10 protein-coding genes are annotated in these 12,807 nt (G+C 43.9%); 6 read left to right on the top strand and 4 right to left on the bottom strand.

The features are described from left to right. Positions 1-249 precede the first annotated feature (249 nt). On the bottom strand, positions 250-2,703 hold the full coding sequence (pheT, locus tag W7W_RS0108765) for a phenylalanine--tRNA ligase subunit beta (protein WP_010663419.1): 2,454 nt from the start codon (positions 2,701-2,703) through the stop codon (positions 250-252). Between the two features lie 523 nt (positions 2,704-3,226). Here pheT and surE point away from each other — a divergent pair. The 6 genes from surE (at position 3,227) to dnaN (ending at position 9,497) form a co-directional block, all read left to right on the top strand. Continuing rightward, on the top strand, positions 3,227-4,030 hold the full coding sequence (surE, locus tag W7W_RS0108760) for a 5'/3'-nucleotidase SurE (protein WP_010663418.1): 804 nt from the start codon (positions 3,227-3,229) through the stop codon (positions 4,028-4,030). A gap of 19 nt (positions 4,031-4,049) precedes the next feature. Further along, on the top strand, positions 4,050-4,346 hold the full coding sequence (locus W7W_RS0108755; protein ID WP_010663417.1) for a hypothetical protein: 297 nt from the start codon (positions 4,050-4,052) through the stop codon (positions 4,344-4,346). 97 nt (positions 4,347-4,443) lie between these two features. Next, on the top strand, positions 4,444-5,577 hold the full coding sequence (lpxB, locus tag W7W_RS0108750; protein ID WP_010663416.1) for a lipid-A-disaccharide synthase: 1,134 nt from the start codon (positions 4,444-4,446) through the stop codon (positions 5,575-5,577). 59 nt (positions 5,578-5,636) lie between these two features. Continuing rightward, positions 5,637-6,368, top strand: a complete 732-nt coding sequence (gene gldF, locus W7W_RS23865) for a gliding motility-associated ABC transporter permease subunit GldF (RefSeq protein ID WP_010663415.1) — start codon at positions 5,637-5,639, stop codon at positions 6,366-6,368. 69 nt (positions 6,369-6,437) lie between these two features. Next, positions 6,438-8,147, top strand: coding sequence for a gliding motility-associated ABC transporter substrate-binding protein GldG (gene gldG, locus W7W_RS0108740; protein WP_010663414.1), 1,710 nt, complete (start codon positions 6,438-6,440; stop codon positions 8,145-8,147). Between the two features lie 222 nt (positions 8,148-8,369). After that, a complete protein-coding gene (dnaN, locus tag W7W_RS0108735; RefSeq protein WP_010663413.1) occupies positions 8,370-9,497 on the top strand; it encodes a DNA polymerase III subunit beta in 1,128 nt (375 codons plus the stop codon). A 300-nt stretch (positions 9,498-9,797) separates the two neighbouring features. Here the strand turns inward: dnaN and W7W_RS0108730 are convergent, their stop codons facing one another. From W7W_RS0108730 to W7W_RS0108720, 3 genes are all read right to left on the bottom strand, one after another. Beyond that, positions 9,798-11,033 carry an ammonium transporter gene (locus W7W_RS0108730; protein ID WP_010663412.1) on the bottom strand — a complete coding sequence of 412 codons (1,236 nt, stop codon included), beginning with the start codon at positions 11,031-11,033 and terminating at the stop codon, positions 9,798-9,800. Between the two features lie 41 nt (positions 11,034-11,074). Next, the gene (locus W7W_RS0108725) at positions 11,075-11,431 is read right to left on the bottom strand and encodes a P-II family nitrogen regulator (protein WP_010663411.1); all 357 of its coding nucleotides are present in this window, start codon (positions 11,429-11,431) and stop codon (positions 11,075-11,077) included. A gap of 76 nt (positions 11,432-11,507) precedes the next feature. Further along, positions 11,508-12,167 (bottom strand): TorF family putative porin, encoded by a 660-nt coding sequence (locus tag W7W_RS0108720; protein WP_010663410.1) that lies wholly within the window; start codon positions 12,165-12,167, stop codon positions 11,508-11,510. Positions 12,168-12,807: the final 640 nt, after the last annotated feature.

Genomic DNA, 12,807 nt, shown 5'->3' with positions numbered 1-12,807 from the left:
GTCGATCTTCGATTCAAGTTTGCCCCCAACGGGGACGAGCCAGGTCTGTCATAGACCCACTATTTCTCAAATATCTTTGAGGTAGGCACTTCTAAAGCTTTTAGGACGGAGTCAGCTTTCGCTTTAAAAACTACGGTTCTTTTATCAAACAGTAATTATCTATCATCTACTACCTATTCCACTATTCTCTACTGTCTCTCTACTAACTATAATCTACTGCCTATTCTCTACAAACTATTCTCTAATCCCCTACCTGAGTTTTGCTCCCAGTTCCTGCTCAAACACTCTTGTGAGGTTACTCATGGTCTTATCAATCTGCTTGTCTTTTAGTGTTTTTGTGGTGTCTTGCAGTGTAAATGAAACAGCATACGATTTCTTTCCTGCGCCGAGTTTTTCTCCTTCGTACACGTCAAACAAAGAGACCTCTTTCAGGAGTTTTTTCTCTGCTTTCAGGGCCAGTTCTTTGATCTGACTGAACATTACATCTTTGTTAATCAATAGTGCCAGGTCGCGTTTCACTTCCGGAAATTTGGAAATCTCTTTAAACATCACCGACTTTTTGGCCGAAGCCTTTACCAGTGTTTGCCAGTTCAGTTCAGCAAAATAGACCGGTTCGTCGATATCAAATTTTTTAAGCAGTGTGGGATGAGCCATTCCCATATAGAACAACTCTTTTCCATCGGCCGCAGTGATTTTGAGACCTTCTGAAATAAGATCATTTTCGTTGGGCTGTTCTTTGCAACTCTGCATGTCAATTCCCAGACGTTCCAGAATATTGTAACACCATGTTTTCAGATCGAAGAATGAAATTTTCTGGTCTTCACTGTTCCAGATCCCTGAAATCTTATTTCCTGTAACAATCAGGGCCAGTTTCTCTTCTTCCCTGTAACCTTTTACTTCACTCGCCGGTTTAGCCGGATTGAGGCTGTAGCAATTGCCGAATTCGAACAGGCGTAAGTCCGCGTTTTGACGGTTACGATTATGACGAACGGCTTCCAGTGCGTTAAAAATTAATGTCTGACGCATCCCATTCAGGTCGGAACTTAGGGGGTTGGCCAGTTTTACTACCTGTTTTTCGGGGAAAGTTTCCGAATTTTCGTAATAAGCCGCTTTAGTGAGCGAGTTGCTCATAATCTCATCAAATCCCGCACCAACGAGTTGAGAGGCTATAGTATTGCGAAGTTTTCCGATGTTTGGTTTATCCGCATAAACAATGGTGGAGTTCAACTTGTGAGGAGCTTCCACATTATTGTATCCGTAAACTCTGAGAATTTCCTCAATTACATCGGCCTCACGTTGCACATCCACCCGGTATGGGGGAACAGCCAAACGCCACAACCCTTCTGTTTCAGCAACGATGTCAATATCCAGCGCTTTTAATATTTTACGGATTTGCGATGACTCAATTTTTTTACCGATAAGTCGGTCCACATGTGCCAGAGAGAGTTCCACATCGTGATGTTTCACAGGTTCCGGATAGATGTCCACTATTTCGGAAGAGATATTTCCCCCCGCAACTTCCTTAATCAGCAGAGCGGCTCTTTTGAGTGCATAAAGAGTGATATTGGGATCGGTACCTCTTTCAAACCGGAATGAGGCATCGGTGTTGAGGGTGTGGCGACGTGCCGTTTTTCTGACAAAAACAGGGTTAAAGCAGGCACTTTCGAGAAAAATCCGGGAGGTTTTTTCTGTTACACCACTGTCAATGCCACCAAAAACCCCGGCAATACACATTCCCTCATTGGCATTGCAAATCATCAGATCCTGATCGTCTAGCTCGCGTTCTTTCTCATCAAGGGTGGTAAATTTGGTTCCTTTGCTGAGGGTTTTAACCAGTACTTTATCTCCGGTAATTTTGTCGCCATCGAAAGCATGGAGCGGTTGTCCCATTTCATGCAGTATGAAATTGGTGATGTCCACCACATTGTTGATGGGTGTCATTCCAATAGCCAGCAACTTGTTCTTCAGCCAGTCTGGCGATTCTTTTACGCTGATTCCGCTGATGGTTAGTCCGCTGTATCGGGTACAGGCTTCAGGGTTTTCAACCTTCACCTGCACGGGCCAGTCGTGGTTGTCTATTTTGAACTCATCGACCGAAGGCCATCTTACTTCAATGGAATTATCCTTTTGTTTTAAATATGCTGCGAGGTCCCTGGCAACACCAATATGAGAGGCTCCATCAATGCGGTTGGGGGTAAGGTCAACTTCAATGCGGATGTCCGACTCAATATTGAAATACTCTGCAGCAGGGGTTCCGGGTTTGGTGTCAGGCTCCAGCACCATAATGCCGTCGTGTCCGGTTCCCAGGCCAATCTCATCTTCAGCACAAATCATACCTTCCGATTTCTCACCTCTGATTTTGGCTTTTTTGATTTGGAAACCCTCCTCGTCGGGGTAAAGTGTGGCACCTACGGTTGCTACTACTACTTTTTGGCCTGCGGCTACATTTGGTGCCCCGCAAACAATGGGAAGAGGGTCTCCGGATCCCACATTCACGGTGGTTACACTAAGTTTATCGGCATTCGGGTGCTTTTCGCAGGTAAGTACTTCACCAATTACCAGTCCGCGAAGGCCTCCTTTTACGGTGTCAATGGTTTCAATGGAACCAACTTCCAGCCCCAGATCAGTGAGGGTTTTTGCAATTTCGGTTGCCGGTAAATCTGCATTGATGTAATCTTTGAGCCAATTGTATGAGATATCCATGAGTATGTTGTGTTTTTTAATTTTTGAATCGAAAGGTACGTTAGCAATTAGAAACTGAAACGAAACGACCAGCAAAAATAAGAAATATGTTTCAACGTGCTAAAAAATAGAGGATATCTTTTTTTTGAGTTCCGAGAGTTGGGTTTAGAGTTTCGGGTTTAGAGTTGAAGTACCTCTTTTTGAAATGGGCCAGTATCGGAGAGGAAACACCGTGGTTTTGAAAGTATTTATTGCATTTTTTTATGAGATCGTTGCCCCAGGCTATTGCTTAAAGACCTTTGGCTTTCTAAAAACACAACAATTCATGAATCGAAGATCGACGAAGTCAATAAAGCAGGCTACGGCCATTCGTCTTTTCAAATCCCGATTGTTTTGCTCCACTCAACTCAATTACGGCCTACTGGCTTTTCACTACTGACTACTCACTAAAAATATTGTTGTTTCCTCTTATTTCAATATCTTTGGGACTTAAAGCATAAAACCGGAAATTTTTTCGGTTTCGGAGCAGAAAACGTGAATAATTATGATAAATTTTGAAGAGAATCATCGTCCTTTGATCCTAGTAACCAATGACGATGGTGTGGATGCGTTGGGAATTCGGACGTTAAGAGAGGTGGCCCGTGAGTTTGGAAATGTTGTGGTGGTTGCACCTGACTCGGCACAATCGGGAATGTCGAATGCCATCACAGTAAAAGTTCCCCTTTTTTTAAAAAAGGTACACAGCGAAAAAGGGTTATACATATATAAAAGCAATGGAACACCGGTTGATTGTGTTAAATTGTCACTCAACTCATTGTTGCCCCGAACCCCTGATTTGGTTTTATCTGGAGTTAACCACGGAAGCAACAGTTCCTCTAGTGTGCATTACAGCGGCACCCTTGGTGGAGCCAGAGAGGGAGTGATGAATGAGATTCCCTCCGTTGGTTTTTCGTTACTGGATTACAGTCCTGATGCAGATTTCTCTGCCGCTATTCCTTTTATCCGGCAGGTAATACAGCAGGTAATACAGTTTTGTCTGCCGGCGGGTACATTTCTGAATGTGAATATTCCCAAAGGCAATACGCTGAAAGGAATAAAAGTGGTTCGTCAGGCCCGGGGCAAATGGGTGGAGGAATTTGTGGAAAGAGAAGATCCCCGCAAACAAAAATATTATTGGCTTACAGGTTTTTTTCAGAATCTGGAGCCCAACGCCACTGATACCGATGAGTATGTACTGGAGCATGGATTTGTTTCAGTGGTTCCCTGCACATTGGACATCACAGATCACGGAGCGATGGAACAGCTGAAGGCACAGTCGTATGAAATGAGTATTAACGGGGTTGTGTAGCCCTCCTTTTTGAAGAGAGATGATTTGCAAATGTAACAAACAGATTGTCGGCATTTTAATCGGACTGGTTGTGCCGGTTGTTTTTGGACTCCTTCTTTTTCAAGGCCGGTATCACGGAGATCTTGAATTTTGGGAATTCGTGAAGACCATGTTTTTATTGCAAAGTCTGGGGAAGTTGGTTAGTGTGAGTGTGTTGCCCAATCTGCTGATTTTCTTCCTGGCCATTTGGACTGAGCGTCTGCTGGCAGCGAGGGGCATTGTGATTGCTACACTTCTTTACACCCTTGCAACAGTAATTTTGTATTTTTTGAGATGATTTTTTTGAAGGGGCCAGATATGAATTTTTTCTTATTGAATGCTGTCTTTAATCAGGCAGAATCAATAAGTCATTAATTGCCAGAAAACTAATATTGATGAAGTATTATATCATAGCAGGTGAGGCTTCCGGAGATTTACACGCTTCCAACCTGATGCGGGAACTGAAAAAGCTGGATGCTGATGCCGATTTTCGCTTTTGGGGTGGAGACCTAATGGCCCGACAGGGAGGAATGCTGGTCCGACATTATCGCGATACAGCTTATATGGGGGTTTGGGAAGTAATCACTCATTTACCATCCATCTTTAAAAACCTAAACGATTGTAAGGAAGATATTCTTCGTTATCACCCTGATGTGGTGATTTTGGTGGATTATCCGGGTTTTAACTTGCGGATTGCCAATTTTGCTCATAGCAACGGATTAAAAGTATTTTATTACATATCTCCTAAAATTTGGGCCTGGAATAAGGGACGGGTAAAGCGTATTCAGAAATGGGTGGATAAAATGTTTACCATTTTGCCTTTTGAAACCGACTTTTATGCAGATTATGGAGTTCCGGTTGCCTATTCGGGAAATCCATTGCTTGATGCTATTGATACCAGGGAATTTAAAGATGAATCGCGCGAAGCCTTTTTGGAGCGTCATCAGCTGCCGGACAAACCCATTGTGGCAGTTCTTGCAGGCAGCCGTCTTCAGGAAATTGATCGAAACATTCCTTATATGTTGAAGATGGTGCGAAAATTTTCCGATCATCAGTTTGTTGTCGCCGGAGCCCCTTCATTCTCCGAGGCTGATTATCAGCAATATGTTCCTGGTGAGGGAGGTGTGAAAGTTATTTTTGGTGAAACCTATGCCTTATTGCAACAGGCCAAAGCGGCGATGGTGACTTCCGGAACGGCCACGCTCGAAGCAGCTTTGCTCAAATGTCCGCAGGTGGTATGTTACAAAATGTGGGGTGGGGCATTCACTGATTTTATGGCAAAAAAAGTGATTATTCAGGTGCCTTTTATTTCACTGGTTAACCTGATTATGAACAGGGAAGTGGTGACAGAGTTGTTTCAGAATGATATGACAGAAGAGAATCTGACGGCTGAATTGCGAAATTTACTTTGTGACGAGGGCATTCGAAATAAAATGTTTGCCGATTATACCGAGTTGCAGGAAATAATGGGAGGCCCCGGAAGCAGTGGCAAAACTGCCCGATTGATGTGGGATACCCTCAATAGTTAAAAATACCGGCAGTCTCTCTTTTTTCTATTGACTACAAACTAAATACTAATAACTTCTTTATGCTGGCATTGTGGAAAAAAGAGCTTTTTACTTTTTTCAGTTCACTGACGGGTTCACTGGTTATTGCAGTGTTTCTGGTGCTCAATGGATTGTTTCTTTGGATTATTCCCGGGAACTTTAACATTTTGTTTGGCGGATATGCCAACCTGGACGGACTGTTTTATATGGCCCCCTGGCTGTATCTTTTTCTGGTTCCTGCCATTACGATGCGTTTGTTTGCCGATGAGAAAAAATCGGGAACCATTGAGTTGCTTTTAACGCGTCCTTTGGCCGATTGGCAGATAGTAACCGGTAAATACATGGCCGGGTTTTCTCTGGTTGTATTGAGTCTGTTGCCTACATTGGTTTATTTTTATTCCGTAACGCAGCTGGCTCAGCCTACAGGGAATGTGGATGACGGGGCAATATGGGGCAGTTACATCGGTCTGCTTATGCTGGCAGGCGCTTATGTGGCTATGGGGATCTTTACTTCTGCTATTACCGACAATCAAATTGTGGCGTTTGTTTTAGCAGCCATACTGGCATTTGCTTTCTACAGCGGTTTTGATGCGCTGGCTTCTACACCTTTTTTCGATTCTTTTAAGGTTATTCTGATAAATCTGGGGATTGATTCTCATTACCAGTCACTTAGTCGGGGGGTGATTGACGTTCGGGATGTGTTGTACTTTCTTGGATTGATTGTGGTGTTTCTTGGACTCTCCAGGCTGGTGCTGAGTAGCAGGAGATGGTGAGGGGAGTTGAGAGTAGAGAGTAGAAGGCAGAAGGCAGAAGACAGAAGACAAAAAAAATGACTTAAAAATATGTCCGGAAAATTGAACAAACAGAGAGATCTTTTGAGTTTCGGCCTTCTTTTGGCTGTGGTTCTTGCTGTCAATATGTTGGTTTCATCAGTTGTTCTGCGCCTAGATCTGACGGCAGAGAAAAGATATACCCTGGCCGATATTACCAAAGAGTTTCTTTCCGGGATGGACCAACCCGTCTTCGCGCGTGTTTATCTGTCGGGCGATTTGAATGTTGGGTTCAGCCGGTTGTCTCAGTCAGTGGAGGACAAACTAGATGAGTTTGGTGTTTATGCTGGTTCTAATCTGGATTATCGGTTTATTGATCCCAACGACTCCTCTGATGAGTCGCAAAGGGCCACTGAAAAGTTGAAAGAACAGGGTCTTGAGCCGGTTCCTGTTTACGAAGCAAAAGAGGATGGATCTCGCAGCAGGACGCTGGTTTATCCATATCTGATTTTGCAGTCGGGTGATGCCGAGATAGCAGTGAATTTGCTGGAAAATATGCCCGGGCAATCAGGGGCCGAAAATCTGAACTCTTCTGTTGAAGTGCTGGAGTTTAAACTGATGGATGCTGCCCGGAGATTGTTAATGGAAGAAATGCCCCGTATTGCCTTTTTGGAGGGACATGGAGAATATGACGAGATTGATGTGGTGGATATTACCGATGCCCTTTCGCGATATTATCAGGTGGACAGGGGGAATCCGGGCAGTTCGCCTGAAATGCTTGCCCCTTATGAAGCTTTGATCATTGCCGGACCCAAAAGAGAATTTTCGGAAGATGAGAAGTATGCCATTGATCAGTACATAATGCATGGCGGAAGGGTACTGTGGCTGATAGATGCACTTGGAGTAACGATGGATAGTCTGCAGCATTCCATGCAAACCGTTGGATTACCATTGGATATTAATCTGAACGATCAGTTGTTTCGTTATGGTTTTCGTATCAATCCGGTGGTGGTGCAGGATGTCCAGTCAGGTATGATTCCTGTAAATGTGGCGCCTGCCGGGCAGGCATCACAGTTTGTTCCCATGCCCTGGACTTATAGTCCTCTGCTTAACACCAACAGTGGACATCCTGTAACACGCAATGTAAATGTGGTGAAGGGAACCTTTGTCAGTAGTATTGATACGGTGGGAGGAGACCGGAAGACTGTAAAAACTCCATTGCTGCGTACCAGTCGTTATTCGCGTGAAATGGAGAGTCCGGTCTATATATCCCTGGGGCAGGTAGAGGAGCAACCGGCCAGAGAGAATTTTCCCCAATCGCATATTCCGGTAGCCTATTTGTCGGAGGGAGCGTTTACTTCTGCTTTTCTGAACAGGCCCGTTCCGCCGGGGGTGAATGGTTCAGACATGGAGCGTCGTGACCTGAGTGTACCCACACGGATGATTGTGGTCGCAGATGGAGAAATTATCAGGAATGAAGTACACAGAAGAGAATCTGCTAATCCCGGTATTGTTCCTTTGGGCTATGATGAGGTTACCCGGCAGACATTCGGAAATAAGCAGTTTATTCTTAACGCGGTTAATTATCTCACAGATGAAGAGGGGTGGATGAATCTGCGGACAAGAAACTACAGGTTGCGTTTGCTTGACAGAGATAAAGTAGCCAATGAAGCCGGATTCTGGAAAAGCATTAATTTGGGAATTCCTGTTGTGTTTGTTCTTTTTGCCGGGCTATTGGTGCCTTTTTGGAGAAAAAGACGTTACGGGAAGGAAACGAAGTAGAAAATCCCATTGCCGAGCTTTTTTGTGGCGTCAAAATTTATTATTTTCGGCACACTTTTTCGCTACATAATCTTTATATTTGAAGATGTTTGCAGAAAAGCTTATATTGAGGTGCAATTTGTTGTTCCTGAATGAGTTTTGATTGTTATGATGGTCGTTATTCCGACCATAGAAAAAATAATATTTTGTTTATCAGATAATAATTATAAAAAATAGAAAACAATGAAGTTTGTTGTCTCCAGTTCAGGGCTGTTGTCGCATTTGCAAGCCATCAGCCGGGCTATTGCTTCCAAAAGCCCTATGCCTATTCTTGATAATTTTTTGTTTAGCCTTGAAGGACAAAAATTAACAATTACTGCCTCCGATACCGAGGTTACGATGATTACTTCGATGGATCTGGAAACCACTGATGGTGAGGGTGTAATTGCAATGCCTTCAAAAATCCTATTGGAGACACTGAAGAAGTTTCCCGAACAACCTCTGAACTTTGAGATTAATGAGGAAACCATGGCGGTGGATATTGTCACTGAGAAGGGTAAGTTTAGCGTCGTTGGTCAGAACGGAGATGATTTCCCGGCTCTGCCTCAAATCAATGAGGAGAAGGCGAGTAATCTTCAGATATCTGCCGATACGTTGCTGACAGGAATTGTGAAGACGTTGTTCGCTACTGCCGATGATGAGCTTAGACCTGTGATGAATGGTATTCTGTTTGAATTTACCCCTGATAATATGACTTTTGTGGCATCCGACTCACACAAATTGGTTCGTTATCAGCGGTTAGATGTAAAAACCGATTATGAAGCCTCATTTATCCTGCCCAAGAAACCTGCAGGCCTGTTAAAGAATGTTTTGCCCAAGGAAGACGGGGATGTGGCAGTGGCATTCGATGACCAAAATGCCTATTTCACCATGCAAAACTATCGTTTGGTGTGCCGTCTGGTGGAAGGAAATTATCCCAGTTACAATGCGGTTATCCCTCAGGACAATCCTAATAAGGTGGTAGTTGATCGGGTAGATTTGTTTAATACCCTGGGACGTGTTTCATTGTTTGCCAGTCAGTCCAGCAACCTTGTGAAGCTTCATCTCGGAGCAAATGAGATGGTTATCTCTGCACAGGATCTTGACTTTTCCATATCTGCCCATGAAAAGCTTGGGTGTCAGTACGAAGGTGATGAAATGGAGATTGGGTTTAAATCAGGATTTCTGGCTGATATTCTGGAGAATATTTCCTCTTCGGATATAGTGTTGGAGTTGTCTGATCCTGCCCGTGCCGGAATATTTGTTCCTTTTGATAAGTCGGAAAACGAGGACGAACTTATGCTGCTTATGCCTATGATGATTAATGCCTGATAGTTCGGGCTAACCTCTATATTTAAACGTCCTGCTGAATTATTCAGCGGGACGTTTTTTATAAAAAAAGTCTGCCCGCAAAGGACAGACTTTAAAAACAGGACAATTAACAGAACCGGATTTTTAACCGGACCAGCCATCGTTATGGCATTTCTTTTTTCTGATGCCGGCCGGCATCAGGTTTGTGTTTATCTCCTTTCGGGTTGTCTTGCTTTTACGGTTATTAAGGTAAATTGTAAGAAACGTCTTTTTCCGTTAATCCTGTTTTCGGGAAAACTCCCGAAAACAGGCGGTTGTTTATTATGTCAGATTGTCGTAGGCAGTTTCACCATGTTCGTAAATGTCGAGCCCTTCTTCTTCTACTCGTTTGGGAACCCTCAGACCTACGGTTGATTTAATGGTTCGGAACAGGATGAATCCCATGGCCAATGCCCAGGCAGCAACTGAAAATACGCCCAATGCCTGAACGCCAAGCAGGCTTGCTCCGCCACCATAAAAGAGTCCTCCGTCAGTAGCAAGCAGACCCACCATTATGGTTCCTACTGCGCCGCTAAATCCGTGCACCGTTACAGCACCAACAGGGTCGTCAATACGCAGCTTGTCCAGTATTTCCACTCCAAATATCAGGACTATGCCGGCAATAACTCCAATGATTACAGCTCCTCCGGGACTAACAATATCGCAACCCGCCGTGATGGCTACCAATCCTGCCAGGGCACCGTTGAGTGAAAGACCCAGAGATGGTCGTTTGTAACGCATCCACGAGATAATCATGGCTGTAACTGTTCCGGCAGCAGCCGAAAGGTTGGTGGTCACAAAAATGGAGGCTACCGCTGAAATATTGTCCAGTCCGCTTGCTGCAAGCTGGGAACCAGGGTTAAAGCCGAACCATCCGAACCAAAGTATAAAGACTCCTAAAGCGCCAATTGTTAAACTGTGGCCGGGAATCGCTTTTCGTTTTCCGTTGTATTTCCCCAGACGAGGACCAACTGTAGCGGCTCCTACCAAACCAAGCCATCCTCCTACAGAGTGAACTACGGTGGATCCGGCAAAGTCGTGAAAGCCCAATTCGCTGAGCCATCCACCGCCCCATACCCAGTGTCCGGATATTGGGTAGATGACTGCTGTAATAAAGAAGCTGGCAAGGATATAAGCTTTGAATTCTGTTCGTTCTGCAACAGCTCCGGAAACAATAGTGGCAGCAGTTGCTGCAAAAACAGTCTGGAATATCAGAATGGCATAATCCACATCATTGCCATAACTTCCTGAGAAAAAGAGGTCGGGCATTCCAATGAATCCTCCCAAGTCGGTTCCAAACATAATGCTGAAGCCTATCAGCCAGAACATTAGTGACCCTACGGAGAAGTCAAGGAAGTTCTTCATCAATATATTGGCAGTGTTCTTGGCACGTGAAAAACCGGCTTCAACCATTGCAAACCCCGGCTGCATAAACATTACCATGGCCGCTGCAATTAAAACCCATAACATGTCTAAAGAGACGGTTATCTCGGATACTTGTTTTGTAATTTCTTCCATAATCGTATGATTTTAATAGATTTAACCTGAGAGGATTCTTCTTATTCCTCTTCTCCTTTGATGTAGAGAGATTCATCACCTTTTTCGCCTGTGCGTATCCGGTAGGATTCTTCGATGTCCACCACGAAGATTTTTCCGTCTCCGATGGCTCCGGTTTTTCCCGATTCCAGAATGGCGTTAATGGTGTTTTTCAGGTTTTTATCGCGTACCACAATGGATAATTTGATGCGTTCAATGGCACTGGTATCGTAAACAATACCCCGGAAGGCACGCTCTTCCCGTGATCTTCCGATTCCACGGACTTCCCAGTAGGAAAAGAAGTCAATTCCTACTTTGCTGAGGGCTTCTTTTACATCATCGAACTTTGTTTTGCGTATGATGGCTTCAATTTTTTTCATAATATTTTTTTTAGGTTTTTGACTACTTGGCAGTATGGCCGGTTATTTCCGGCAGGCTTCTGCTGAGCTGCGGGGCTCAGAATGAAACGCCTACCACCATGAATAAACTTTCGCTTTCGGGGTTGAGTATCACAGCACCGGAAAGAGGGAGTGAGAAATAATCCGTTAGTTTGATTTCTTTGGATGCTCCGATGCCAATATTTACAATTCCAAAATCACCATCAGTGGTATAGACTTCATCGCCGGCTCCAATAAATGCATTGACCAGGCCGAAATCGTATCCTGCCTCGAGATAGAGTGACTTGTCGTCGGCTCCGGCAAAAAACTTTCCTGCAAGAAGACTGAATTTTTCCAGTGTAAGTGTTCCGCTTATTTCGATTGAATGATTGTTGTCGAAATCAAAATAGTCATCAGACATGTCATCCATCGGGAAGTAGTAATCGGTAACTGTCAGTGAAAATGCATCCCCGAATGAATATCCTGCATAGAGGTCGGCTTCCTGAGCTCCGGGAAGATTGGTGGTATAGGCACCCCAGGCACCTAAGACAAAATCACCGGCACTCATTTCCAGATATGGCTGAATGCTCGGAGATCCTCCGAAGTCGGTTCCCCGCCAAACATAGCGACTCATAAGGTCGGCGCCGACGCTTACTTCAACTTGTGATCTGGCATTGAAGCCGGTTGCGAAAAGACTTGCGAAGGTCAAGGCCAAAAAAAGTTTTCCAAAGTTTCTCATAGCGGTAAGTTTTTAAAATAAGTGGTTAATAAACTTGTCCCTCAAAATAAAGGGGGGTGTTTGGTTATTTTGTTTGGTTTTTTGGAGATTACCCCCTTTTTTGATTGGGTTGACAATGCAAATATATATACTTTTTAATTTTAACCCCTAATTTAAGAGGGGTAAAATTTCAATTTTTGCATTTTTTATGAAATTACCCCTTTTGGAAGAGGGGGGTATTTAAAATATTTGGAGAAAATCTGTTGCTGTTTCCGGATTTAAGCACTACATCTGTAAACATTTGATGTGCTTCGGAGCCATCTCTTTGATATTTGAGGAAAACAGAGCCTGAGCAGCTCCCATGGTTATACTTGCAAGGAGAATATAAAACACATCGACGCTGAAGGTTTTATATGCTTAAGTGGTTGTTAGGAACGTCTTTTTTGAATGAGTAATATCAGGAATAGATACCCCTGTTTGTGATGAGTCGTTTTTTTTTAATAATCTTTCAAAGTAGAATTAGCCTACCTTATACATAAAACAATATAGCAGGCAATAAGGAAACAGGCTGAAAGCATGAAAGCAATAGCCCAGGGCAACGTCCTGGGGTTGCAGTTTCCCACCCAACCCCGCGGTTTATTGGTCGAGACGCGACCAATAA

It is taken from the genome of Marinilabilia salmonicolor JCM 21150, assembly GCF_000259075.1.
GTDB lineage: Bacteria > Bacteroidota > Bacteroidia > Bacteroidales > Marinilabiliaceae > Marinilabilia > Marinilabilia salmonicolor.
Note: the sequence above shows the minus strand (reverse complement) of the source record. Positions and strands in the feature narration are given on the sequence as shown.